At 45.1% G+C, this 23,668-nt stretch carries 26 protein-coding genes and 1 pseudogene; 13 read left to right on the forward strand and 14 right to left on the reverse strand.

The genetic code is table 11. The annotated features are described in order from the left end of the window. Positions 1-238: 238 nt before the first annotated feature. On the forward strand, positions 239-580 hold the full coding sequence (locus tag JGK36_RS00365; RefSeq protein ID WP_293189641.1) for a DUF3593 domain-containing protein: 342 nt from the start codon (positions 239-241) through the stop codon (positions 578-580). Next, positions 573-809 (forward strand): hypothetical protein, encoded by a 237-nt coding sequence (locus JGK36_RS00370; RefSeq protein ID WP_293174868.1) that lies wholly within the window; start codon positions 573-575, stop codon positions 807-809. Before JGK36_RS00365 ends, JGK36_RS00370 begins: the two co-directional genes overlap by 8 nt. Here JGK36_RS00370 and JGK36_RS00375 read toward each other — a convergent pair. From JGK36_RS00375 to JGK36_RS00395, 5 genes are all read right to left on the reverse strand, one after another. Further along, positions 786-2,504 (reverse strand): OB-fold nucleic acid binding domain-containing protein, encoded by a 1,719-nt coding sequence (locus JGK36_RS00375; protein WP_293174865.1) that lies wholly within the window; start codon positions 2,502-2,504, stop codon positions 786-788. The genes JGK36_RS00370 and JGK36_RS00375 overlap by 24 nt on opposite strands. Continuing rightward, positions 2,497-3,276, reverse strand: a complete 780-nt coding sequence (locus JGK36_RS00380) for an LAGLIDADG family homing endonuclease (protein ID WP_293174862.1) — start codon at positions 3,274-3,276, stop codon at positions 2,497-2,499. Before JGK36_RS00380 ends, JGK36_RS00375 begins: the two co-directional genes overlap by 8 nt. A 1-nt stretch (position 3,277) precedes the next feature. Beyond that, positions 3,278-5,941, reverse strand: coding sequence for a DNA polymerase III subunit alpha (locus JGK36_RS00385; RefSeq protein ID WP_293174859.1), 2,664 nt, complete (start codon positions 5,939-5,941; stop codon positions 3,278-3,280). A 212-nt stretch (positions 5,942-6,153) separates the two neighbouring features. Next, complete coding sequence (locus JGK36_RS00390; protein ID WP_293174856.1) at positions 6,154-6,573, reverse strand: lysozyme inhibitor LprI family protein; 420 nt, start codon at positions 6,571-6,573, stop codon at positions 6,154-6,156. A gap of 62 nt (positions 6,574-6,635) precedes the next feature. Further along, the gene (locus JGK36_RS00395) at positions 6,636-6,944 is read right to left on the reverse strand and encodes a DUF2499 domain-containing protein (protein ID WP_293174853.1); all 309 of its coding nucleotides are present in this window, start codon (positions 6,942-6,944) and stop codon (positions 6,636-6,638) included. Positions 6,945-7,268: 324 nt separating this feature from the next. Between JGK36_RS00395 and csaB the strand changes: the two genes are divergently transcribed. From csaB to trmB, 3 genes are all read left to right on the forward strand, one after another. Further along, positions 7,269-8,315, forward strand: coding sequence for a polysaccharide pyruvyl transferase CsaB (csaB, locus tag JGK36_RS00400; protein ID WP_293174850.1), 1,047 nt, complete (start codon positions 7,269-7,271; stop codon positions 8,313-8,315). A 101-nt stretch (positions 8,316-8,416) separates the two neighbouring features. After that, positions 8,417-9,127, forward strand: a complete 711-nt coding sequence (locus JGK36_RS00405; RefSeq protein ID WP_293174847.1) for a Uma2 family endonuclease — start codon at positions 8,417-8,419, stop codon at positions 9,125-9,127. A 121-nt stretch (positions 9,128-9,248) separates the two neighbouring features. After that, positions 9,249-9,881, forward strand: a complete 633-nt coding sequence (gene trmB / locus JGK36_RS00410) for a tRNA (guanosine(46)-N7)-methyltransferase TrmB (protein ID WP_293174844.1) — start codon at positions 9,249-9,251, stop codon at positions 9,879-9,881. A gap of 403 nt (positions 9,882-10,284) precedes the next feature. Here trmB and JGK36_RS00415 read toward each other — a convergent pair whose 3' ends face one another. The 4 genes from JGK36_RS00415 to JGK36_RS00430 form a co-directional block, all read right to left on the reverse strand. Further along, positions 10,285-10,821, reverse strand: a complete 537-nt coding sequence (locus JGK36_RS00415) for a lipase family protein (RefSeq protein WP_293175002.1) — start codon at positions 10,819-10,821, stop codon at positions 10,285-10,287. A 275-nt stretch (positions 10,822-11,096) separates the two neighbouring features. After that, positions 11,097-11,930 (reverse strand): Uma2 family endonuclease, encoded by an 834-nt coding sequence (locus JGK36_RS00420; protein ID WP_293195737.1) that lies wholly within the window; start codon positions 11,928-11,930, stop codon positions 11,097-11,099. 22 nt (positions 11,931-11,952) lie between these two features. After that, on the reverse strand, positions 11,953-12,492 hold the full coding sequence (locus JGK36_RS00425; RefSeq protein WP_293195734.1) for a hypothetical protein: 540 nt from the start codon (positions 12,490-12,492) through the stop codon (positions 11,953-11,955). 183 nt (positions 12,493-12,675) lie between these two features. Further along, positions 12,676-14,190: a phospholipid carrier-dependent glycosyltransferase gene (locus tag JGK36_RS00430; protein WP_293195732.1), complete on the reverse strand. Its 1,515-nt coding sequence runs from the start codon at positions 14,188-14,190 to the stop codon at positions 12,676-12,678. Between the two features lie 87 nt (positions 14,191-14,277). Here JGK36_RS00430 and JGK36_RS00435 point away from each other — a divergent pair, with 87 nt between their 5' ends. The 3 genes and pseudogenes from JGK36_RS00435 to JGK36_RS00440 all read left to right on the forward strand — a co-directional run bounded on the left by JGK36_RS00435 (position 14,278) and on the right by JGK36_RS00440 (position 16,810). Further along, positions 14,278-14,433, forward strand: a complete 156-nt coding sequence (locus tag JGK36_RS00435; RefSeq protein WP_293195730.1) for a hypothetical protein — start codon at positions 14,278-14,280, stop codon at positions 14,431-14,433. A gap of 120 nt (positions 14,434-14,553) precedes the next feature. Next, positions 14,554-14,910 (forward strand): annotated as a pseudogene (locus JGK36_RS33765) (tetratricopeptide repeat protein); the annotation flags it as partial. 58 nt (positions 14,911-14,968) lie between these two features. Continuing rightward, a complete protein-coding gene (locus JGK36_RS00440) occupies positions 14,969-16,810 on the forward strand; it encodes a CHAT domain-containing protein (RefSeq protein ID WP_366516514.1) in 1,842 nt (613 codons plus the stop codon). 167 nt (positions 16,811-16,977) lie between these two features. Here JGK36_RS00440 and JGK36_RS00445 read toward each other — a convergent pair whose 3' ends face one another. The 3 genes from JGK36_RS00445 to acsF all read right to left on the reverse strand — a co-directional run bounded on the left by JGK36_RS00445 (position 16,978) and on the right by acsF (position 19,059). Continuing rightward, on the reverse strand, positions 16,978-17,220 hold the full coding sequence (locus JGK36_RS00445; RefSeq protein WP_293174826.1) for a hypothetical protein: 243 nt from the start codon (positions 17,218-17,220) through the stop codon (positions 16,978-16,980). 58 nt (positions 17,221-17,278) lie between these two features. Further along, a complete protein-coding gene (locus JGK36_RS00450; RefSeq protein WP_293195728.1) occupies positions 17,279-17,881 on the reverse strand; it encodes a Uma2 family endonuclease in 603 nt (200 codons plus the stop codon). Between the two features lie 104 nt (positions 17,882-17,985). Beyond that, complete coding sequence (gene acsF, locus JGK36_RS00455; protein ID WP_293174820.1) at positions 17,986-19,059, reverse strand: magnesium-protoporphyrin IX monomethyl ester (oxidative) cyclase; 1,074 nt, start codon at positions 19,057-19,059, stop codon at positions 17,986-17,988. 7 nt (positions 19,060-19,066) lie between these two features. Between acsF and JGK36_RS00460 the strand changes: the two genes are divergently transcribed. The 3 genes from JGK36_RS00460 to rpmF all read left to right on the forward strand — a co-directional run bounded on the left by JGK36_RS00460 (position 19,067) and on the right by rpmF (position 20,468). Continuing rightward, positions 19,067-19,336, forward strand: coding sequence for a hypothetical protein (locus JGK36_RS00460; RefSeq protein ID WP_293200746.1), 270 nt, complete (start codon positions 19,067-19,069; stop codon positions 19,334-19,336). A 112-nt stretch (positions 19,337-19,448) separates the two neighbouring features. After that, positions 19,449-19,925 (forward strand): TM2 domain-containing protein, encoded by a 477-nt coding sequence (locus tag JGK36_RS00465; RefSeq protein WP_293174814.1) that lies wholly within the window; start codon positions 19,449-19,451, stop codon positions 19,923-19,925. A 369-nt stretch (positions 19,926-20,294) separates the two neighbouring features. Further along, complete coding sequence (rpmF, locus tag JGK36_RS00470) at positions 20,295-20,468, forward strand: 50S ribosomal protein L32 (protein ID WP_006632406.1); 174 nt, start codon at positions 20,295-20,297, stop codon at positions 20,466-20,468. A gap of 153 nt (positions 20,469-20,621) precedes the next feature. On the opposite strand, the gene queA is transcribed toward rpmF, so the two are convergent. After that, complete coding sequence (gene queA / locus JGK36_RS00475; RefSeq protein ID WP_293195772.1) at positions 20,622-21,752, reverse strand: tRNA preQ1(34) S-adenosylmethionine ribosyltransferase-isomerase QueA; 1,131 nt, start codon at positions 21,750-21,752, stop codon at positions 20,622-20,624. Positions 21,753-21,897: 145 nt separating this feature from the next. Here queA and JGK36_RS00480 point away from each other — a divergent pair, with 145 nt between their 5' ends. Then, positions 21,898-22,287 carry a hypothetical protein gene (locus JGK36_RS00480; RefSeq protein WP_293154581.1) on the forward strand — a complete coding sequence of 130 codons (390 nt, stop codon included), beginning with the start codon at positions 21,898-21,900 and terminating at the stop codon, positions 22,285-22,287. A 196-nt stretch (positions 22,288-22,483) separates the two neighbouring features. Here the strand turns inward: JGK36_RS00480 and JGK36_RS00485 are convergent, their stop codons facing one another. Next, positions 22,484-23,050 (reverse strand): YraN family protein, encoded by a 567-nt coding sequence (locus JGK36_RS00485; RefSeq protein WP_293174811.1) that lies wholly within the window; start codon positions 23,048-23,050, stop codon positions 22,484-22,486. A gap of 12 nt (positions 23,051-23,062) precedes the next feature. On the opposite strand from JGK36_RS00485, the gene JGK36_RS00490 reads away from it, so the two are divergent. Then, complete coding sequence (locus JGK36_RS00490; RefSeq protein ID WP_293189655.1) at positions 23,063-23,584, forward strand: pentapeptide repeat-containing protein; 522 nt, start codon at positions 23,063-23,065, stop codon at positions 23,582-23,584. Positions 23,585-23,668: the final 84 nt, after the last annotated feature.

Raw genomic sequence — 23,668 nt, forward strand, 5'->3', positions numbered from 1 at the left:
GGTGTTAGGGGAAGAGTTACGGGTTGTGTCTCCGCGCGGGTCAGGGGTTTTTAATACTAGCGACCTGCTGCGGAGAAGGTTAAAAGCTATGGGCTTGGGTGAGTCTCTAGCAGTTCGACAAAAATGGGTTCCTTTGTTAAATTAGACATGAAAAATTCACCACAAAAAGTTAAAATTTATTCACATTAATTTTTAATTTTTTAATCTATGATGGTATCTGGTCGCTCACCAAATACTAATGATTTCCAAAGAAAGTTTATTTGTGCTGTCTCTATTTCCCTACTTGGGTTTTCTCTGGTTTTTGACGAAATCTGGAAAAACTCCTCGTTTAGCTCTGATGGGATTTTACGGCACTCTCGTGTTTGTGGGTGTGACTATTCCCGCAGCAATTTATGCAAAAGTTGCCTACAATGAGTCGCTAGCAAATGTCGATTGGCTCCACGGTTCTGCGGAACTATTCTTGACACTTGCCAATATTTTAGTAGTTTTAGGCTTTCGGGAAGCGGTGATTAAAGCCAAAGCATCCTCACAGAATGGTGGCGAAAAGCAAGAATCTCTTGCAGACGGGGGAATTGATTAAGACTTTGAGCGGCCATTCTGACGCGGTGATTTCGGTGGCTATCAGTCCCGATCGCGAAACTATGGCTAGCGGCAGTCGAGATGGTACTGTTAAAGTCTGGAACTTGCAAACAGGCGAATGTTTGTGCAGCCTAGTTGGGTGCAATCCGGTGGCTTTTAGTCCTGACGGTCAAACTTTAGTCACCGGTGGGGATGGGGCCCAAATGTTAGTTTGGCAGGCGTTTGTTTAGTTGGGCGAGATAGCTGAGATACTGGGAAATGCGATCGACATCTGCGTCAAGCAAGCGATTGGCCCAAGAATATATCTTAAGTTGCGATCGCATTTCCCGAAATATTGCAGCATCCCCGCGACTGTCGAGAGGGAAAACCGAAGCATCAAATCCCGCCGACTTGAGACGGCTAACAGCGCCATCGCCATCTTGTACCCACAATTGACGCTTGATGCGAAGAGGTTGACAGCAATATTCACCGACAACGATTCCCCCCACCGAAACGCTAGCATCCTCTCCACGATTGGAAAGTTCTTGCAAAATAGCTTTCAGAGAATTGAGGTTTTTGACATCTTGCACCTGCGGCGGTGTAAACTTGACAATCACCATTTCTGTAACTTCCACTGGTTTAGTCGATCGTCCAAAGTTGACCGGTTGATTCGCCCAAGAATTTTGTATTTCCGATGGCGCCACCCAAGAATTTTGCGTTTCCGATGGCGCCACCCAAGAATTTTGTATTTCCGATGGCGCCACCCAAGAATTTTGTATTTCCGATGGCGCCGCCCAAGAATTTTGTGTTTCCGGTAGTGGGATCTCGATTTCCTCTGTAACCTCTGGTGTTTCTACAGGCTTTGCAGTATCTACAATTATCTGAATTTCCTCACCATCCTTCTCAATTTTCCCGCTAATCAGTAATACAGCATTCTCTATAATATGCGGTTTTAATTGTTCGTAAGCCTTCGGAAACACAACAGCTTTGATTTGATGTGTCAAATCTTCTAATTGCAAAATTGCCATCGCATCGCCTTTTTTCGTCACTACCAGTTTGATAGCGTTGAGCATGACAATAACCGATACTTTACCCTTTTTCTCGGCTAACTGTGCGAGAGTCACAACATCTGGATCTTGATTAGATTGAAGCAGAAACTTGAGGGGATGATCTGATACATAAAAACCCAGCAATTCTTTTTCTAAACGCAATTTTTCCTGTGTGTCAAAATCTTTCACAGTTTTTGATTTTGGCGCAGATTCATACTTATTCGCCGACTTCCCAAAGCTAGTATCTCCTAACAAGTCAAAGAGATTACCTTGACCAGTTTCTCGGTCTTTTTTGCGGTCTTGCGCCCATTTCATAACCCCTTCCAAGTCGTTTACTAATTGCTGGCGGTTGGGTGCGATTTTGTCAAAAGCACCACAGTGAATCAAGGCTTCTAGGGCGCGGCGGTTGACAGAATGTAGATTTACGCGATCGCACAAATCTGGTAAAGAATTAAAATCACCCCCTGACCTGCGCGCCTCCAAAATATTTTCAATAGCCCCCTCACCAACATTTTTAACCGCCGAAATTCCAAACAAAATTTTATGTTTTTCCGCCTTTGTCATCTCCATCGGCAATGGCGTAAAAGTAAGTTCAGAACCATTAATATCAGGTGGTTCAACATCAATCTTCAGCTTGATACAATTAGCAATATATCTCTGTACCTTCTCCTGGTCGCCTCTGTTAGCAGTCAGCAGTGCAGCCATGTATTCTACAGGAAAATTTGCTTTTAAATAAGCAGTTTGATAAGTGATATAGGCATAGGCCATTGAATGGGATTTATTAAAGCAATTAGATGCCACCAGACTATTTTCTAGTGTAAAATTATGATCTCTTTCAACGCCAATGTCATATACTTCTTGAGTTCCTAGTGATTTTCTACTAATGATTTTAACCATGTTTGTAACTCCTGAGAATATCTTCAATTTTAGTCTTTTTTCGTTGTAAACCTAATCTGGGATACTGATACACAAAATCATAGAATGCTTGTATATTTTTCCGACTAAATATTCTCCAATAATAAACTTTTTTAAATTGATGCTCTTGTACAGAACCCATGCCTAAGTGCCTTGTTAGTTCGCAGGCAAATTTAAAGGAACTAACAATGCAGACTAAACCGCCACTCCTACCTTTGTTTGCATAAGCACAACCGTCACCATCAAAGTACCCTAACACATAAGACGCTAAATATTTGGAGTTAGGAAAATAGGTAACTTCTGAAAAAGTCCTTCCTGTTATGATGCCGTAGCCCTGTAAAGAGCTTGCCAGTTTTTCAGAAGAAAAATTTATTCGGTAGTGAGGAGCATAATTTTGAGGCTGAACAATTCTAATTTCACCAGAGTATTGTAGCTCTATGCTGAGCATTTCTGTGAGTTCTTTGTCAATTGATTCAAAAGCTACATAATTAGTTTGAGTAACGCAGCCATCAGCAGCTAGCAATCCTAACAAATAGGCTTTAGCTTGAGAGTCAATTATATCAATATAGCTTTCATTTAAAGTATAGCGGTTTCGTCGCTTAGTATTAATGTCAGCTTCTTTTAAAACTCTTGAAACTGCTCTCTCGCTTACCCCAAGGTAGTTAGGGATTTCTCGACACTCCATGCCTTGGTTAAAAGCTAAAATGATTTGTTCCTTGTGTTCTGATTTTAGTTTCCTATAGTCTATATACATTTTATAGATGTGAGCTAGAGTTGATTTGTTTTAAGTCTAATCCTTTTTCAAAGATTTCGTCAATAGGTAGCATTTGACCGTCAAAAGTCATAAACTTGTGATCTTTTGTCGCGCGAATTATCGAGCCATCTTCCAGACAATACTCAAAGACCTCCTGCTGACCTCGGCGATGCCACTGTGCAATTGGCTGTGTATAAATATGGCCATTATTATCAACACTGTAAACGGTACATTCAATTTCTTCCTCGACAATTTTACCAATAGCCATCGGCCCATATTCCATAGTCAATATCTTCGTGTCATAGCTCAAACAATATTCCGCGAATTGAAGCATCTGTCCGAACAACTCTTCGGCAACTCTTTGAGCGACACCATTCTTAGTTGCGCCATCAATAAATGTTTCCTTTTGCTTCTGCATTTCATCAGCCTTCTTCTTGCCCATTGCGCGGCGCAGCAAGTCAGCTTGACCTAAAGAATAGCCCGCCAAATCTTGAGCCATCCGCATAATTTGCTCTTGGAAACAAAGCGTTCCATAAGTCTCTTTTAAAATCGGTTCTAACAGCGGATGGTCGTATTTAACGACTTCTCTACCATGTTTGCGATCGATAAATTGTGGAATCAAACCAGCATCCAGCGGGCCGGGACGATAAAGCGCCAGAATAGAAGAAATATCATCCAGACAAGAAGGTTTGATTTTTTTTACTACATCCAGCATCCCAGAAGATTCTAGCTGAAAAATACCTTCTAAATCTCCTTTTTCTAATAGTTGATAAGTCTTTGCTACATCACCGGGTAACTTGTTGTTCCTAGTAAATGTCTCTTGAGCTCTGCGTTCTATGTCAGAAGGTAAGCCTTCAGCATTGATAGTTATATCTTGAGTTTGCTTAACATAATCAACAGTTTTTTGGAGAGTCGTTAAATTTTTGAGTCCCAGAAAGTCCATTTTGAGTAACCCCAAAAATTCCAAGTCTTCCATAAAATATTGGGTGATTACAGCACCATTTTCATTTTTTTGCAGGGGCACAATTTCATCAAGGGGGATGGAAGAAATCACCACACCGGCGGCATGAACACCATAGGTTTTGTTAGTTCCTTCAATGCGAATTGCCATGTCAATCCACTGACGCACTGGGACTTCGGTGCCAGTTTCGGCATTAGTACAAATAGTATTTTCGTAGTTGGTTTTAAATTCCTGTGCCGGTGTTGCATCGGAAATCATTACTTTGAGTTTTTCCGGTTTCCCCCGCGATACTGGAATCATTTTCGCCATCTCATCGGCTTTTTTGTAGGGAATACCTAAAACTCTGGCAACATCTTTCAAAACAGCTTTTGATGTCATCCTGTTGAAGGTAATAATTTGCGCTACGCGGTCTGTACCATATTTGTCTGTAACATATTTAATCATATCGTCCCGTCTTTCGATGCAGAAATCGCTATCAATATCTGGCATCGATTTGCGTTCGGGATTGAGAAATCTCTCGAATAGCAATCCGTGGTGTACCGGGTCTATGTTGGTAATATTGAGGACATAAGCAACTAAAGAACCTGCCGCAGAACCACGTCCTGGCCCGACGGGAATATTGTTGTCTCTAGCATATTTCATGTAGTCCCAAACCACTAAAAAATATTCAGAGAAACCCATCTGCTGAATCATTTTTAGCTCATATTCTAGTCTTTGTTTGTAGACTGGGGGGATTTCATTTCTGGTACGGGCTTTGAGTCTTTCTAATAATCCTAGCCAAGATATTTCTTCTACATAGGTATCGGCGGTATGTTCTGGGGGAATTGGGATTGTGGGAATCCGAGCTTCTCCTGTTAGATCGTATCTTGATACTTTGTTTGCTACTTCTAGGGTGGTTTCGATCGCCTCTTCGATCGTTTCATCATCCAAATGGTCTCGAAATAGTTGCGCCATCTCCATAGCAGACTTCAGATATTCTGTGCCGCTGTAGCGCATCCGCTTTTCTTCTTCAATCAGTTTGTTGGTGTTGATGCACAACAAAGCATCGTGAGCTTCTACGTCGTTGCAGGAAATATAGTGAGAATCATTGGTGGCAATTATTTTAATATTGAATTCGCGGGCAATTTTGACGATTTCAACATTAACCATGCGGTCTTCTTGGGAACCGTGGTCTTGAATTTCTATATAATAGTCTTCTCCAAATACTTCTTTATACCATTTGGCAACTTCGCGGGCAGTATCTAGCTTGTTTTGCAGAATCATTTGGGGAACTTCGCCACCCAAACAAGCGCTGGTAACAATGAGACCTTCGGAGTATTGTTTGAGGAGTTCTTTGTTGATGCAAGGACGGGCAAAAATACCTCTTTCGGGCATTCCTTTTAAATGGGAAATTGTGGTAAGTTTTACTAAGTTTTTATAACCTTGCGTATTTTTAGCTAAGACAACTTGATGGTATTTTCTTCTACCTCGAACTTTGACTTCGATGTCGCCGTTGACGACGTACATTTCATTGCCAATGATGGGCTTGATATTTTTATTTCGACAAACTTTGATTAGCTCGATCGCACCATACATCACGCCGTGGTCTGTAAGGGCGATCGCGGGCATCCCCAATTCCACCGCCCGTTCAGCTAGCTGCTGTAGCTGAGATGCCCCGTCTAGCAGGCTGTAATCGCTGTGAATGTGCAAACCAACGAAAGACATAGCGATTTTATATTGTAGATTTTAGATTTTAAATCTTACACCATTGGCGTGTCAAAGGATAAAATAAAAAACAAAGCTTATTATCACTTTTAAGATAATTTAGGGTGGGGGGTATGACACCATAATACATCAGTTTGCTGTGGTATGGATGATAGAATGGGTAAGTTGTTGTCGATCGCGATGGCTACGCCCTGGCTTACGCCTACGCACTTTTACAAACTTGCTTGTTCCAAATAACCCTCCAAATCTTTAATACGTTCTTTTGTGACTCTGGCTCTGCAATAACCGTAGATAGAAGGAGCCACGCTACCACCCTCAAAGTAACCTGCTTCATAATCGCAAGATTCATCTCTAAACTTGAGCCAACTTCGCTGTGCGACTATCAATCTCTGCTTTTGTTTGCTGTTGAGTTTTGGTTGAAGTTGCTGATATACTTGATTGAGTTTTTTGTCTGCTGCCTGAAACTCTTGGCTGGAACACACATTCTGATCCAGTGTCGTTTGAGGACTTTTACAGTTAGGTTGTTGGGCGAGTATTAAGGATGTATTACTAGCTTGACTGGGAAGTAAAGATGTGGCTGTCAATAACAGTGAACTAGCTGCCAATGTTGTCCAAACAATGCTATTTTTCAAGGATTTTTCTCCTTAGTTTGTTAGTAATGACTGATTTCCTATCAACTATCAACTGTCAACTGTCAACTGTCAACTGACTGCTGAGCCGATCGCCAAATCCACCAAGCAGCCGCCCACAGAGTAAAATTACCGATGACAGTCATCGCAGCTTGCAGGGTAACAATCCATTCTAGGGCTGGGGAGTTGTCGAAAAAGTGCCACGTACAGGCGCACATAGCGCTGACAAGGGCGGGCAGCATTCCGACAGAAAGGCCCCACCAAGCTCGGTTTTTAGTGACTTCGCCGTAAGTCCAAATTAACCAGATGGCGGCAATCCACTCGACGACACTAGAGACATGAATAATCCAGGTTGGAATTGACAAAGCGTGCATTTTTTGTATTGTGAAGGAAGATGTGTGACAGTTGGCAGTTGGCAGTTGGCAGTTGGCAGTTGACAGTTGGCAGTTGACAGTTCACCGTTACATTAGTGCTGTCCGCCGCTCGCTAACTTCGTGATTTGACAACTTGCCTGGTCGCTTAGAAAAGGGTTGACATTTACACCATTTATGGTAGCAGGTTTGCGGTGCTATTCATGAAGTTATTTGTGCGAAGAGCGATCGGGCGGTTGCGATATTTTGTTGTTTTAAAAAAGAATCTTTTGGTAACAATAATTAGGTATTGTAATAGTTATATTCGATTCCAAACAAAGAGTAGAAATGCGAGCAATTTTGTGCGGCTATTATGGTAAAGGCAACGGTGGCGACGAGGCGCTGTTGGCTTCGCTACTGCAAATGTTACCAGATGGGGTGACGCCGATCGTCCTTTCTGGCAATCCCGTCGAGACAAATCAGCGGTACGGAGTAGCTGCGCGCGATCGCATGAATGCGTTTGGTGTCCTCGATACACTCCGCAGCGCTGACGCCCTAATCTGGGGTGGCGGTAGTTTAATCCAAGACAGTACCAGCCTTGTCAGCCCTTTTTACTATGGTGGCTTGATGGGATTAGCGCAGCAGATGGGCTTAAAAACTGTTGCTTGGGCCCAGGGAATTGGCCCTTTAAATCGTGAGATTACTCGTAAATTATCTCAGCGGTGTTTTGGTGGATGCACAGCCGTCAGCGTGCGCGATAAAGGCTCAGCTACCATACTTGCAGATTGGCAAATTCCCTTTACATTAGCGCCCGATCCAGTGTGGGCTTTGGAAAATTCCCCCGTCTCCGGTTTGTGGGATTTGCCGTCGCCGAGAGTTGCGGTTTGTTTGCGATCGCACTCTACACTAACACCCGCCCGTTTGTCAATCCTAACTCAAGCTTTAGTTGACTTTCAAAAAGCCACTCGCACCTTAATTTTGCTGCTGCCTTTCCAAGCTTCCCACGACTTAGAAATTGCCAAACATTTGCACGAAGCGCTGCCGAAAAGGAGCCGCATCCTTAGTTTAGACGATCCGAGAAAGTTGAAAGGAGTGTTCCGGGGAGTCGAAATGGCGATCGGGATGCGCTACCACAGTTTAATTATGGCAGCATCCGAAGAATGTCGCTGTTTTGCCCTCAGCTACGATCCCAAAGTCAGCCAATTGATGGACGAGTTAGAAATGCCGGGATACTTATTATCAGAATTGCCCGAAGATCCCTATTTAATCAGCAAAACCTGGATGGATCACTATGCCAACGGCGCCGCACTATCGCCAGACAGGATAAAATTTATTGTAGGGCGATCGCTCTTTCATAAGGAAGTATTGCAAACCGCACTCCAGCAGTCTCAGTAAACAGTTGATAGTTGACAGTTGACAGTTGACAGTTTACCTGGAACAGCACAGTTTTGATGGCGGGGAGGCTGAATCTATTTTTTGCTAAGAGGTAAAATATTATGACAGTAAGTACAGCCGACATAAAAATTACCTGGGAAAAATTGCCAGACGATTTCATCTTAGACGAGGAACCAGTGGAAAATATCGACCAACCATTACTCGCCGCCGCCCTGCGCGAAATCCTAGAAATTGCCGGACTATTGTTAGAGGGAATCTTAGTTGCGCCGAATATGTGTGTGTGCGCGACATTAAACGACAAGCTAGTTACCAAAGCGCCAGATTGGTTTTATGCCCGCAACGTACAACCGCTTGCTGCCCCCGAAATTCGCCGCAGTTACACCCCAAACTTAGAAGGAGAAATCCCGGATATCGCGCTGGAGTTTTTATCAGCTAATCAGTACGACGAATATTCAAGTAAACCAACTTTTCCCCCGGGAAAATGGTTTTTTTACGAGCAAATGCTGCGAGTACCAATCTATGGTATTTTTGAGCCTGCGGCAGGATTGCTAGAAGTGTATCGGTTGAATTCATCAGGAAGATATGAAGCACAGCAGCCGGATGCAAACAATCATTATTGGATAGAAGGAGTTGGGTTATTTCTAGGCGTTTGGCAGGGAACAAAGGCTGAAAGAACCGGATATTGGTTGCGCTGGTGGGATGAAAGCGGACAGATGTTATTGTGGGGTGCAGAGATGGTGGAAAGGGAAAGACAGCGAGCCGATCGACTAGCCGCACAATTAAGAGCAGCAGGCATTGAACCAGAAGCTTGATACAATAATTAGAAATGAAAAATCCTAAGACAGCGATTTTTCATTTCTAAAAATATCTGCGTTAATCAACGTTAATCTGCCCGCATCAGCGGTTAAAAATTACATTCAGGAGACAGCAAAATTGGCAAGAGTTAGAGTTCGGGAACACGTAAATCCCCTATCGATGAGATATCAAACATCCGCCAGTCCCCCAGATTGGACGAAAATATATAGCGACTTAAATTTGCCACTGCATTTAGATATCGGCTGCGCCAGAGGCAGGTTTTTGTGGCATATGGCGCAAGCACAAGCTGATTGGAATTTTCTCGGATTAGAAATTCGGGAACCTCTGGTAGACGAGGCAAATCTTTGGCGGGACGAAAAAGGCTTGACAAATCTGCACTATTTGTTTTGTAATGCGAATAGTTCTCTCAAGCCTATTTTAGAAACACTTCCCGCTGGTACTTTGCAGCGAGTTAGCATTCAATTTCCCGATCCGTGGTTCAAGAAAAAGCACCACAAGCGGCGGGTGGTACAGCAGGAATTAGTCGGCGAGTTGGCGACTTATCTGGCTGTTGGCGGCGAAGTGTTTATTCAATCGGATATTGAGGAAGTAGAAGTCGAAATGTGCGATCGCTTTTCATCTCATCCTAGCTTTAAACGCACAAATAACGGTGAATGGTTAGCAGAAAATCCCATGCCTGTAGCCACTGAAAGAGAAATTGCTACTCTCAAACGCGGGGAACCAGTTTATCGCGCAGTGTTTCAAACATAAAACGTATTGTTTCACCAATAAAGCCCGCCGAATTAATTGCGATGTTTCACAAATAAAGCCCGCCGAATAGAATTCGGGGCTACACAAACAATGTCCGCGGAGGTGGACTGAAGATAAGAGTATCAATAAAAGCTGATTTGGTGTTTGAGATCGTATCAAATTCATTAAAAATTACATTAAACCTCTTGCAAAAATCCTTTTAACCAAATTTTGGGACGGGCTAGAAGCCCATCCCACAAGAAAAAAGATTGTTGTGGGATGGCTTTGAGCATCGTCCTAACTATTTTTGCAAGAGGTCTATTTTATACTATTTCTTTAAATTGGCATTTATCTCTTTTATTGAGTCCGTGGAGGCGGACATTGTTTGTATAGGCGCGAATTCTATTCGCCCGGATTATTCTGTTTATTTTAACCCGGAATTTGGGGAGGTTCGGGGTTTGTTGGTTTCGACTTGTTTGTCGATCGCACTTCTGTAACTATCCACCACATGATTCGGCATCACATCCCCATTAGGCGCCAAAAAAGCCCACTCCTCACCCACGTGCACATATTCAGTCTTAAAGAACACCGTAAAAGGCACCAGCGTAATAGCATCCGCCAAATTTACCACTCGATAGCTGTTCGGTACAACTCGATTGTGCTCCCTCGCAAACACCGGATCGCCCACCCTCGGACTGCCATAAGTATACAACTGCACCTGCTTTTTCAACCGAGGAACATTCACCGCAATGTCGATCGCAGCCAAAGTCGCGATCGCAGCACCCAAACTGTGGCCCGATAGATAGCAAGGAACCGACGGATTCAGCTTTTTGGCAATGTCCAGCGTTTGAGTGGCAATATTGCTGTAGATGGTTGAAAAACCGGGATGAATTGTACCGTAGGACTTACTGAAAACCTTACTTTCTTTTGTAGCGTAGGCAGGTAATTTTTGCTGGAATATACTTGGTCATACACTAACTCTAAATATCAATATAGCGGTTCTCAAAAAAGTCAGGTACGTTGTTGGGCTTTAGCCCTCTTATGTGTATAATATAGTAACCGAAGTCGCATGAAAAAATTCATTTATAGTCATACCTCATCTTTCGCTCGAAAGGCTATATCAAAAAACGGGTTTTTTACCTAATCTGCTGGCTGCAATCTAATGATTTTAATAAAAAACCCAGTTTCTCACCTCGTCCTTAATTGCTACTTTCCCACTGTCAACAAAGGTTTCCCTCATAATTGAGGTTCAATTCCAGCCGATCGCAATTGAGCGCGCAATTGCTCTAATTCTTCTTGAGCGCGATCGGCCCTTTGCCGTTCTTGTTCAGCCCTTTGCCGTTCTTGTTCAGCCCTTTGCCGTTCTTGTTCAGCCCTTTGCCGTTCTTGTTCAACTCTTTCAAAGCCCGTTAACAGCAAATTCCCTTCACTATCCCACCAGCGCAGCCAAGGTAACTCAACATTTTGATACCTTCCCTGCCAAATTCCCAATTCCACTCCTAACGGTGGAATTGGATAATGACCGCGATCGTTTGCCGGAAGTAAATGATAGCTACGGCCTACTAAATGGTAAACTTCGACACTCGCCTTAGTCACCTCATAAATCCCGTAAAATTCCGGACGGATGACATTTTCGTAAATCCAGAATTTGCCAGGTTTAGTTTCCTGTTGACCAGTTCGCAACAAAGGCGTTCTATCTCGTTCTTCTGCACCATTTCCCGACACAAATTCTAACACAATTAATGGTGCTAAAAACTCTTGCCACATCACATAAGAACGACGCACTTGACCGTCAAATGTTGGCGGGACATTTGGCACGTAAAACCAATCAGGTGCTTCCGCACCACGCTCTAGTGGCTCAGTCAATCGCCAATAAATCCCGCTATCTTGACCGATACAGTAATCAGCATCTGGATGAATGCTTTGGAGGATCGGAGTAATAGAATCAGTTAACAGAATGCTTTGGGGATGTTCTTGAAAGTTTTTCACAAAAGTGCCGTCGGATTCTGGTAGCTGAGTGTGATCCGGCCAACCTGCGGGGTTGTTTTCTACATCTAGGGAGAATTTCATGGTTTTATTTTGGTGACAGGTATTAATGAATAAAGTCTTTAATTTTTTCCTGAAACTCCTCTTGACTTATATTACCATTTATCAAGTCATCAGTGAGAGATTTAATCGGATTTTCTGTTACTTGAGCTGGAAAGGCGATCGCCCCAATATTCGCCTCAAACAAAGCCGCCCCTTCCGGTTGAGAACTATCGAAAACTTCCTTGAGTTCCGCTGCATTCATTTGGCGGCCGCTAGCATAATAAAGGTGAGTCGCCTTTCCCACCCTCCAAGTCAGTGCAAACAGCGACGAAGCCACCGCAAAACCGCCCACAAACGGCACAAACAAACCCAAACCATACATCGATATCCAAGCCATAAACGCTACCCAAAAAGAACCCAAACCCCCGAACAGATTGCCTCCGATCGCCAGCGCATCTTGACCTTTTGGATAGCCCCATTTTGCCCCAATATCCCGCATCATTTTTAATAGCAACACGCTCGCCACCAGTAGCGTCACCGTCATACTTCCCGGCAGCGGGTTGAGTCCCAAAATAGCAGATCCAATGGCATAATCTATAATCAAGTCGCGGATTTATTTGTTGATTTCGACAAGATTGGGCGATCGGGCGATCGCTTCCATTTCCTCTGAGGTTTTTGGAGAGTTTTTAGACATAAGATTTCGTCTTTATGAAAATCTATAAAAACTCTTGTGGGGCAGGCAAGATGCCTGCCCTATACAGGCTTTTATGGAGAGATATATTCTAATCTAAACCCAAGACGGAAGCCACATCCTAATTTTCCATTCTATTTGTGACAAAGGCAATCCCAAATAGAGAGGCATCCAGAAAATAAAAGCACCCAAAACCAGAAAAATAATTGTTACCCCCATCCCTCGGAGGCGGGTTTGTGGGCTGTGCAGCCACCTGTCAGTCCACCAAGCAAGTCCTAAAGCTGCAAACACAGAACAGCCCATATAATGGTACAAAAATACGCAGCGAGTCACCTTCACCCAAGGCAGCAAATTAGCCACCCAATTAACTATTAAATACAGCGCCATCCACATTTCAGTAGTCGGCGGAAACAAAATCGGCCGCTGCTGTTCGATCGCCTCAACCGAAGCCACCCGGCGCGTTTCCCTCCACACTAAAACCCGGTGAACCAAAACTCCTATTACTAGCAGTAAAGCTAAAGTTGACAGCCACCAAAGCAAAGGATTTCCCATCGCGTGAACATCAAGAATTACCGGGTTTACACCGCTGGGTAAAGGCGGCAAAACTGGATCGGATTGTGCGTTGCTGCTAATACTTTTGTAGAAGTAGACTATCGGGCGCAGCATCAAAGGCCAACTGTACCACGCCGAACAGTAAGGATGCACGTCAGGCCCGCTTTTAATCCGCTGGTGATAAGTCAAAATTTCCGTTTGCATCTGCCAAAAGTTGGGAGTTGGATTGAGATGCAGGTGAGGAATCCAGGAGATGCTGTAAACTAAAACAGGAATCACAGCTAGACTCAAAATTACTTCTAAGAATTTGAGTTGAGTCAGTCTTTGTACGGGACTTTCGGGCGGCAGGAGAGCAGGATTTACCTCGGCACTCTGTTCTTCATCTCCTCGGTTTCCTTGGATTAAACGCACTACCCAAGCGCAGATTAAAATTAGATACGTACCGAATAGAAACCACAGCCCATTCCATTTGATAGCAGCAGAAGCACCGAAACCTATTCCTGCTAGCACCAGCCAAAGCCACCGCTTTTTGCCTTCTGATTCTACGGATTTTAAAATAAATAGTTGTCCTAAGATTCCGAACAAAACTAGATAAATGTTGTTGAGCGCGTAGCGAGATTCAACTAAAAATAAACCGTCGCAGGCGATAAAGAAAGCAGCCAGAAAAGCAAAGGTGCGGCGGCGCACTAGCTGATAAGCCAGGGCTCCGACAACTAGGGGAATAAAGGAGCCTGTGAGAGCATTTAGCCAGCGGTAATCCCAAGGGGAAAGCGTTGAGCCGGCTAGACCGTTGACGGCTGTTTTGCCGAAGGGCAGGTGGGTGCCGATCGCAATGCCGATCGCAATTATGTACTGACTTAGCGGCGGGTGAGCGTTGAAAAAAGGTGTTTTAGTCAGATAATCGTTGGCAAACTTCGCGTAATAAACCTCGTCAAATACGAAGGCGTTAAATCGCTCCAGTTCCCAAAAGCGCAGAGTCAAAGAAAATAGGAACACACCGAGCATTCCTAGACCAAAAACAAGAGTGGATCTGTTGAATTGTTTTTTGTTGAGTTGCATAAAATAACCGAAAATAGTAGATGCTAGATTTGGGGGCGATCGCTAATTTTAAAATAATCAGTTGAAAAGAGCGTAAAAATTACTATTATGACTTTTAACATTCGCTGCTACAAACCCGATGCAGGCAATAATGCTTGTCACGTGGGGCGATCGGCGGTAGCGACTATTGTTTCACAATATGCTGCCTATGTAATTGGCACCCAGGCAGGAAAAACGCATATGACAATGTGCGATCGACTATGATACCGGTTAACAAGGTCTTGTTTAAGGCGGGTGTTTATGAATCTCAGGCTGTGGGTTTGGGGGATAGCTGTAGGTGCAAGTATCCTCCTAGGAGTTCCAGCGGTGGCGGCACCCAGTGCGATGCAAATTAGTCAAGGGGTATCGCAGCAGGGAGGGGGAAACACTGCTGCTGCGGCTGAAAAATCCTTGAAAGAAGGGCTCCAACTGTACCAGCAAGGGACGGCGGAATCTTTAAAAGGTGCGATCGCCAAGTTTGAAGAAGCATTAAAACTGTATCGAGAAGCGGGCGATCGCGGTGGAGAAGCTGTCACCCTCAACAACATCGGCAAAGTCTACTCAGATTTGGGAGAGAAACAGAAAGCGCTAGAGTATTACAGCCAGTCCCTTCCGCTGAGTCGGGCCGTAGGCGATCGCTCTCTAGAAGCTACGACCCTCAACAACATTGGCTTAGTCTACGATGATTTGGGAGAAAAACAAAAAGCACTAGAATATTTAAGCCAGTCCCTTCCCCTGAGTCGGGCAGTAGGCGATCGCGGTGGGGGAAGCTACCACCCTCAACAACATCGGCGGTGTCTACTCAGATTTGGGAGAGAAGCAGAAAGCCCTAGAGTATTTGAGCCAGTCCCTTCCGCTGAGACGGGCAGTGGGCGATCGCAGTGGGGAAGCTGTCAGCCTTTACAACATCGCTTTTGCCAAACGCGATCAAAGCAATCTCACTGAAGCCCTCACTGACATTGAAACCTCCCTCAAAATCATCGAAAGCCTTCGCACCAAAGTTGCTAGCCCAGAACTCCGCACCTCATACTTTGCCACCGTACAAAACTATTACCAGTTCTACATTGACCTGTTAATGCAACTGCACAAAACCCAACCCAAATCTGGTTACAATACCAAAGCCTTTGAAGCCAGCGAACGTTCCCGCGCCCGCAGCCTCCTCGAACTTTTGCAAGAAGCAAACGCCGATATTCGTCAAGGTGTCGCCCCAGAATTATTGCAGCGAGAACGCAGTTTACAACAGCAACTCGATGCCCTTGAAAAACGACGAATCGAAGTTCTAAATCGCCCCAACCACACTCCCGCCCAAGAAGCAGAATTAGAACAACAGCGGCAAACTTTAATCACACAATATCAGGACATTCAAACCCAAATCCGCACCACCAGCCCCCGGTACGCCGCCCTCACCCAACCGCAACCCCTAACTCTTTCACAGATTCAACAACAAATCCTCGACGAGAATACAATTTTACTCCAGTATTCTTTAGGAAAAGACCGCAGCTATCTCTGGGCTGTGACGAAAACCAGCATTACCAGTTATGAATTACCAAAAGCTGCCGAAATCGAGACAACTGCCAAAAACTTTCGTGCTGCTGTCACTGATCCGCGCTACCGAGACATCCCCAATCGAGTCGCTGAAGCTAACAACGCCCTCAGTCAAATTATTTTACAGCCCGTTGCTGCCCAACTCGGTCAAAAACGCCTGCTGATTGTTGGCGATGGTGTTTTGAATTATCTTCCCTTTGCCGCCCTTTCGCTCCCCGGAAAATCCGGTGAAAATGGGAATCCGCCTTTAATAGTAAACCATGAAATTGTGCTGTTGCCTTCCGCTTCCACCTTGGGAATCTTAAGACAAAACTATAGCGACAGACAAGCCCCTACTCGCACTTTAGCAATTCTCGCCGATCCAGTTTTTAGCGGTAACGACGAACGAATTAAAAATTATTCTTCAGCCACCACTGAGCAAGCGGTAGAATCAGCAAATCCCGGTTTGAGTCGCTCCCGAGGCAACAATAACGTACAGTTTGACCGTTTAAAATTCACTCGCCAAGAAGCTCAAATCATTCAAGCCTTAGTTCCTGCCAATTCTCGCACCGAATCTTTGGATTTTGCAGCCAGTCGCGCCACAGCCACCAGCCCGAATTTAAGCCAATATAAAATCATTCATTTTGCCACCCACGGTTTCGCGAATAGCACTAACCCGGAATTATCAGGAATCCTCATGTCCTTAGTAGACGAAAATGGCAAACCCTTAAACGGATTCCTGCGGCTTACGGATATTTTCAATCTCAAATTAGCAGCAGAATTAGTAGTTTTAAGTGCCTGTCAAACCGGATTGGGGCAGAACATTCAAGGCGAAGGCATGGTGGGATTGACGAGAGGATTTATGTATGCTGGGGCGAAGCGAGTGGTGGTGAGTTTGTGGAGTGTGGATGATGAAGGAACCTCGAAGTTAATGTCGAGTTTCTATCAGGGAATGCTGAAAAAAGGGTTAACGCCAGCAGCAGCTTTAAGGGCGGCGCAATTGGAAATGTTGCAGCAGAAACAGTGGCAGTCTCCCTATTATTGGGCGGCGTTTACGCTTCAGGGTGAATGGCGGTAAACAGTTGACAGTTGACAGTTGACAGTTGACAGCGGGGTTTTAAAACCCTGAATTTTGATAAAGTTGATGAAAAATCAGCATCAATTTAGTACGAAAAACCAGAGACGTAGGGTGCGTCGCCACTAATAATTCTCGCCCTCAACCAGGATGCCAGTGAGCGACGCACCCTACAATTTATAACCGGGATTAATAACGACGTAGAGTGCGTCGCCACGAATAATTCTCGCCCTCAACCAGGCTGCCAGTGAGCGACGCACCCTACAATTTATAACTGTCATCAAAGTTATCCAGTTGTGTGCATCTGCTTTGTAGTCTACAAAAGAGTTGCGTCTTCCCGATCGCATATTACCAGAAAGAATTGGTTGAAAGCCGGAACCCCTTGAGGGAGAAATTAAAATCAGACTATTCATTACTCCAATCCTCTTCCTTCTAGGTAGAGGTGGCTCTCAAACTGTCAACTGTCAACTGTCAACTGTCAACTGTTGAATCACCCTTCATCTCAAAATTAACTCCTTGGTAAAGTTCGCTCAATTGAATTTGAAATTCGCTCGCACTTAATGTCATAACTTCATCAGCCGTTGTATATTCTGTTAATACCCATTTATTTTCTGAATTTTTAGCAAATTGTTCGATATAACATTTATATTGGTCGATCGTAATATATTCTCGAAGACTGGGGATAGATCGATAATACTGAAATTTATCGCCTCGATCGTAATTTTTGGTTGAATTTGACAAAACCTCAACAACCAGCACCGGATTAGTTACCGTAGTCGTACCGCTGCCCTCATAAGCAGGCTCTCCAGAAATCACCATGACATCGGGATAAGTGTAAAGGCGATATTGCGATATCCACAAACGCACGTCACCCATATACACGCGATAGTTCGGCCTTCCCAAAGTCAATTTAAAGCGGGCATAAAAATTACCTGCGATTTCATTGTGATTCGTTGTTCCACCTGTCATTGGCACTATTTCTCCATCACGGTATTCACTTTTAAACTCCGCAGTTGCCTCTAATTGCAGATATTCTTCGGGAGTGCAGTAGCGTTTTTCTGTTTGTACAACCATAATATCCTCAGAGCGACGCGCATCAAAATGAGACTAACATTATACCAAAAAAAAGCGGCTCTGCCATCGCAGAACCGCCGTAACAGAGGCTCGAAAATTAAAACTTAACGGACTGCACCTTCAACAGAAGGTGATTCGATCGTCTTCATGAAGTACAGTTTCACCAACTGCCAACCGTTGGACAGATACAGAGGCAATTTTTGGAACAATTGCAAAACTTTCGGAGTTTTAGACTCAACAATCGCGGTTAATTGCTGATTGTTTTTGAGGCAAACATCCAACCGTTCATAAAATTCTGGATTGTTTACGTCGAGCATGACGGGGAAAACGCGGCCTGCTGTTTCGTTGGTTTTTTTGATCACTTCAATGTCGTATTCGCGAGCATCGAGTCCGAGCGATCGATAAAAACCACCGCGCTGGATATCATTGAGATACATTGTCGCAAATACCGACAGCAAGAAGAAACGGCACCACAGCTTAGCGCGCCAATCATTCAACATCTGAGGCTGAGCTCTCATCACCGCATCGAAGAAATCTCCGTGGCGGTTTTCATCCTGACACCAATTTTCAAAGAATCGGAAAATCGGATAAATCTGATCTTCAGGATGCGCTTTCAAGTGCTGATAAATCGTGATGTAGCGCCAATAACCGATTTTTTCGGATAAGTAAGTGGCGTAGAAAATAAACTTCGGCTTGAAGAATGTGTAACTACGGCTCTTTGTCAAGAAACCCAAATCTAGGGACAAACCAAAGTCCGACAGCGCTTTATTCAGGAATCCGGCGTGCCGCGCTTCATCGCGGGACATGAGCAAGAAACCTTCGGCGAGTACCGGATTTTTGTCCTTGAGTTTGCGTGCCAATTCTTTGTATAGCAAGAATCCGGAAAACTCAGCGGTACAAGAGCGTTCGAGGAATTCAATAAACAACTTGCGCTTTTCGCCGTCGATGTGTTCCCAGGATTGATCGAACTCGGCATCCCGCACGAAGTGGGTTTTGTTGTAGTCAACGCGGAACTCTTTGATAATTGCTTCGAGTTCGGCTTCGTTTACCGAGATGTCCATTTTGGCCATCTCGTCAAAGTCTGTTGTGTAAAATCTCGGTGTGAGAATAGTTTCTTTGGCTGGGGTTTTCGCTTCTTGCTGCTCGGCAAAAGCGGGTTTTTTGAGGGAATCTACCATATGTTTATTGGATTTTTTGCTTATAATTGCTCGCTTGTTTGAGATTTCGGGTACTGCGGGCGATCGCCCTTGTATCTCCGACCAGCGCTGTGCGGCGCACTTTGGCGCTCTCTGTGGAATTCAGGTCAAAGCTGCTGAAATTTCCACGCCCTCCAGTTTACCAAGCTCTCGACCCGGAAAGATGTTGCTGGCGTTAAGAATTGCTACGCACAATTACTTATGGGCTTTGAAACAGAAGGGATTCGGGAACAAAATTCTGCCTGTTGTCAATTTATAGGATACAGCATAAATAAATTCCCGTGTCAAGCTTTTGAAACACCCGATCGCCAACCACAAAATATATATTGAGGGAGCGCAATAGTTAAATAACCAGGCAGGACGGGCATAAAATGAGCAATTTAGGTGTTAGTTACCTTTTATGGGCAGCTTGTTTTTTCGGCCCATTCGGACTCCACCGCCTCTACAACGGCAAGATTGGCACGGGTTTGCTGTGGCTGTGTACCTTTGGGTTATTTGGGTTCGGGCAATTGTTTGACTTGCTACTTCTGCCGCAGATGGTGGACGAGCACAATGCCACTATCAGGGGCAAACTCGGGGTATCTCCCCAAGGTATACCGCTATCTTCCACCAGTGGGGCGATCGCCTCGACATACCAGAAGCCAACCCCCGAACAGTTAGGGATTAAACTCCTGAAGGCAGCTTATACAAAAAATGCAAGATTATCTGTCACTCAAGGGGTGATGGCAACCGGCGCTACTTTTGCCGAAGTGGAAGAGGCTTTCACGGCAATGCTCAAAACCGGTTATGTCAGCATCGAGAACGACCCAGTTAGTGGCGTCGTGATGTACTATTTTCACGAGCTTTAAGGAATGAGAATTAAATAACTTACAATTTTAATGATTGTGGGATGGGCGTCCCGCCCGTCCCTTATAGACGGGCGGGACGCCCATCCCACTTTTAAGAGTCTAAGTTATTAAATTTTCGTTCCTAAGCTGGAGTGGGTGCGTCAGTTGGGGGATTTGGCGTGTTGTTGGAGAAGCTAATCGCTGACGCACCCTACTACTTGTCACAGAGAAATGTAGGGTGCGTCAGTTGGCGGATTTTATGTGTTGTTCGACAAGCTAGTCGCTGACGCACCCTACTACTGGATATTGCTTGTTGTGGTTTGTCGAGCCAGCGAGGCAAAATCGGCTAGAATGTTTGTTTGTCTATACAACCAGAAAGTATTTAGCGTCATGGCAGTCCCTAAGAAGAAAACCTCCAAATCCAAGAAGAATATGCGTAAAGCCACATGGAAGCGCAAAGCTGTAGTGGCAGCTCAGAAAGCTCTGTCTCTCGGCAAATCAGTTCTGACTGGGCGTTCCAACAGCTTCGTGTATCCCGGTAATGAAGAAGAGGAGGAAGAATAAATAGATTAAAAATTAACAATTGGCATTTCTGATATTTTGCACCATTCTCGGTTAACAGGCTTTGCCGGCTGTTGGAGAACACATATATTTTCTTGTGGGGTGGCCACTTTGGGCCGCCCTAAAAGAAAGTTTGAGAATGGTGCCAGATATGAGTTAATCGTTCCTTGCCTCCGGTAAAATGAGCATGGCATCGCCAAACGAATAAAATCGGTACTGATTCTCGATCGCCTCTCGGTACAAATCCAACAGCCGAGGCCTTCCAATCATCGCGCTTACCATCATCATCAAAGTAGAGCGCGGCAAATGAAAATTGGTAATTATCCCGTCTACAACCCTCCACTTGTAACCCGGATAAATAAACAAATTTGTCTGGCCGCAAAAAGGCTGCAACGAAAAATCTTCGCTCGCCGCCGCAGCTCCCTCTAAAGCTCTCACTGCTGTCGTACCCACAGCAAAGATCCGCCCGCCTCGGGCTTGAGTTTCGCGGATTTTCTCGACGGTGGAGGCCGGTACTTCCACCCATTCGCCGTGCATTTTGTGAGTCGTCACGTCTGCAACCTCCACCGGGCGAAACGTTCCTACTCCCACATGGAGGGTGACAAAAGTTTTTTCGATTCCCCGCTCTTCCAAGCGGCTGAACAATTCTTCGGTGAAGTGCAACCCTGCTGTCGGAGCCGCCACCGCCCCAAGCTTTTCGGCATAAACAGTCTGGTACTGTTCCGGCGCAGCTTGGGACTTGTCGATGTACGGAGGCAGGGGTACGTGGCCGTATTCATCCAAAAACTTCGTCAGAGTCGCATCTCTAGGGATGTCAAACTCTAACAGCCGTCCCCCAGTTTGCTCGTCCCTGTCTATAACTGTCGCAGTCAATCGACGATCGACTGCCACAGCCTGGGGAAGGCAACAGCAAGGCCCTTCCGCAGAGTCATCACAGGAGGCGGGCTCAAACTCAATTTTGGCTCCCAACTTTAAGCGTTTCCCCGGTTTCACCAAAGCCAGCCAGCAGTTGTGCTGGCGTTCTTCCATCAACAATATCTCCACAGCCGGGCCGTTCGGTTTGTGCCCGTAGAGCCTCGCTGGCAGAACACGGGTGTTGTTAAGTACCAGCAAGTCTCCGGGTTCGAGCAAATCCGGCAAATCGTGGAAAATCCGGTGTTGGTGGCTGCTGGGAGAATCTACCACCAGCAACCGAGAACTGTCCCTCGGCACTACCGGATTTTGGGCAATGCACGAGGGCGGAAGTTCGTAGTCATAAGCGTCCAAAGACCAGTCAATCTCTGTCATCGGGTGAATTCCTGTCAAAAATCTGTCAACTCGGTAACAAATTGGGTAAAAACCCCCATCCCAAGTCGGGTGCTTTTCCCCTTGTGGTGGCGGGTATAGCCCGCGACGATAGAGGTGTAGCATCAGCTTTGCTCGAAGGATAGTTATGGAATACCTCTACTACATCGCTAATACTAGCCTCACTCTGAGAGTCGTGGATTACCTACGCACGGCTAGTCATCTTCCTTTGCAATTTATCACTGTTATTCACCAAATTGACGGCTGGGTCGTGAAGGTGAAAATGAGCCAATATTTGACTCCAGAAATGCACGGGGATTTTCGGGCTTTTATGAACGAAGTCGGGATTCCTTACGATCCTGAAATTCGCTTGCAAATGGCACTGTGGAGCTTGGAAACGGGACAGTCGCCGCTGAGCGTGATGCGCCGCTACCAGGTGGCCGTGGTTTGTCACGGAAGCCCAGACCGCAAAGAAATTGAAGCGTTTCGCCAGCAGTTTGTCAAGGGTCTGGGATATTGCCCGGAAACTTTGGCCTAGACTGGGAAGCAGATAAATTGCCTGCGATCGCAGAGTCCGAGCGGGAGAAGGCAAGAGGGGCAGAGGAGTTAACGCTTTTTCCATGTCCGTTAAAGATGAAGAAACCAATGGGCCATAGTCAAGGCAAGTTAACAATTAAAAATTACCAAGCGGTATTACTTTTTAATTTTAGCCTGTAATTTTTAATTTGACATTTCTAATCACTAAAAGCCGATCGAATGTATTCTTGCAGGGTAAGCCGGTAGTTTCCGGCAAGGGCGGATTGAGAGTTCGCTGTCGTTGGTGGTAATATTTGCTTGGTCTTTTGCCGCGAAGGCTCGCACCTGACTAAGGCGACATCGAACCGACAAGAATTATTTGCTAAATCTGGACGAGTGCTTAAAAATATTTCGGCGGTTTGCCAAAGTTTGGCTTGTTTTGCTGCACTAACAGCCAAGATTCCCCCAGCATCCCAATTTCCACGACGGCGAGTTTTCACCTCTACAAAGGCTAATGTTGGGAATTGGCGATCGGGAATTCCTGGGTTTTTTTCGCCCTCTTCATCTCTTCCGAGGGCGATGATGTCAATCTCTCCCCAGCGACAGTGGTACTGACGGTGCAGGATTTCCCAACCTTGCTGCTGTAACCACTGGGCGACTAAGTTTTCTCCCAACGTGCCGAGATCCCGAGAGTTTGTCGGTTGGGGAGAGTTGGAGGCGGCGGGAACCACCGAAGAGGAGCGCTTTCTGGTAGAATTCAATTCTGAACTGTCATTGCTGCCCATTAGCTTTAACTTATGAATTCTGGAATTCGCCAACATCGCAAAAATATTTATAATTTCTTGCTGAGTTTTGTTATTTTAGCAGTAATTGCCGCTGGGGCGATCGCCATCAATCCCGCACCTGCTTTCGCCTTGGATCGTGACAAAGAAATCCTAGTTGGCGCTGATTTTAGCGGACAAGTTTTGACTAACGACAGTTTTAATAAAGCCAATCTTCGCAACAGCAATTTTACCAATGCAGATTTAGGAGGCGTAAGTCTGTTTGGCGCCAATATGGAAGAGGCAAATTTTGAAGGCGCTAATTTAAGGGGTGCGACTTTGGATTTGGCTCGCATGATGAAAGCTAATTTAACTAATGCTATCCTTGAGGGTGCTTTTGCTTACAATACCAGACTGGAAGGAGCTGTGATTGACGGTGCTGATTTTACTGAGACTCTCCTCCGAGACGATATGATCGAAAAGCTTTGTAAGGTTGCCAAAGGTACTAATCCGGTGACTGGTAGAGAGACTCGCGAAACTCTGTTTTGTGATTATTAAAAGATATAGCGGTTCTCAGAAAGATGAGGTATGTTGTTGGGCTTCAGCCCTCTTGGTTTCAGTGGTTATATAACCTGTCAGTCA

Origin of the sequence: Microcoleus sp. PH2017_35_SFW_U_B (assembly GCF_020737865.1) — a bacterium.
In the GTDB taxonomy this organism is placed as follows: Bacteria; Cyanobacteriota; Cyanobacteriia; order Cyanobacteriales; family Microcoleaceae; genus Microcoleus.

What these genes read in the sequence shown, in the direction of transcription:
- JGK36_RS00365 (WP_293189641.1), top strand. Translation starts at nt 239, where the DNA reads ATGATTTCCAAAGAAAGTTTATTTGTGCTGTCTCTATTTCCCTACTTG.
- JGK36_RS00375 (WP_293174865.1), bottom strand. Translation starts at nt 2,504, where the DNA reads ATGGTTAAAATCATTAGTAGAAAATCACTAGGAACTCAAGAAGTATAT.
- JGK36_RS00380 (WP_293174862.1), bottom strand. Translation starts at nt 3,276, where the DNA reads ATGTATATAGACTATAGGAAACTAAAATCAGAACACAAGGAACAAATC.
- JGK36_RS00385 (WP_293174859.1), bottom strand. Translation starts at nt 5,941, where the DNA reads ATGTCTTTCGTTGGTTTGCACATTCACAGCGATTACAGCCTGCTAGAC.
- JGK36_RS00395 (WP_293174853.1), bottom strand. Translation starts at nt 6,944, where the DNA reads ATGCACGCTTTGTCAATTCCAACCTGGATTATTCATGTCTCTAGTGTC.
- csaB (WP_293174850.1), top strand. Translation starts at nt 7,269, where the DNA reads ATGCGAGCAATTTTGTGCGGCTATTATGGTAAAGGCAACGGTGGCGAC.
- JGK36_RS00405 (WP_293174847.1), top strand. Translation starts at nt 8,417, where the DNA reads ATGACAGTAAGTACAGCCGACATAAAAATTACCTGGGAAAAATTGCCA.
- JGK36_RS00420 (WP_293195737.1), bottom strand. Translation starts at nt 11,930, where the DNA reads ATGAAATTCTCCCTAGATGTAGAAAACAACCCCGCAGGTTGGCCGGAT.
- JGK36_RS00430 (WP_293195732.1), bottom strand. Translation starts at nt 14,190, where the DNA reads ATGCAACTCAACAAAAAACAATTCAACAGATCCACTCTTGTTTTTGGT.
- JGK36_RS00435 (WP_293195730.1), top strand. Translation starts at nt 14,278, where the DNA reads ATGACTTTTAACATTCGCTGCTACAAACCCGATGCAGGCAATAATGCT.
- JGK36_RS00445 (WP_293174826.1), bottom strand. Translation starts at nt 17,220, where the DNA reads ATGAATAGTCTGATTTTAATTTCTCCCTCAAGGGGTTCCGGCTTTCAA.
- JGK36_RS00450 (WP_293195728.1), bottom strand. Translation starts at nt 17,881, where the DNA reads ATGGTTGTACAAACAGAAAAACGCTACTGCACTCCCGAAGAATATCTG.
- acsF (WP_293174820.1), bottom strand. Translation starts at nt 19,059, where the DNA reads ATGGTAGATTCCCTCAAAAAACCCGCTTTTGCCGAGCAGCAAGAAGCG.
- JGK36_RS00465 (WP_293174814.1), top strand. Translation starts at nt 19,449, where the DNA reads ATGAGCAATTTAGGTGTTAGTTACCTTTTATGGGCAGCTTGTTTTTTC.
- rpmF (WP_006632406.1), top strand. Translation starts at nt 20,295, where the DNA reads ATGGCAGTCCCTAAGAAGAAAACCTCCAAATCCAAGAAGAATATGCGT.
- queA (WP_293195772.1), bottom strand. Translation starts at nt 21,752, where the DNA reads ATGACAGAGATTGACTGGTCTTTGGACGCTTATGACTACGAACTTCCG.
- JGK36_RS00480 (WP_293154581.1), top strand. Translation starts at nt 21,898, where the DNA reads ATGGAATACCTCTACTACATCGCTAATACTAGCCTCACTCTGAGAGTC.
- JGK36_RS00485 (WP_293174811.1), bottom strand. Translation starts at nt 23,050, where the DNA reads ATGGGCAGCAATGACAGTTCAGAATTGAATTCTACCAGAAAGCGCTCC.
- JGK36_RS00490 (WP_293189655.1), top strand. Translation starts at nt 23,063, where the DNA reads ATGAATTCTGGAATTCGCCAACATCGCAAAAATATTTATAATTTCTTG.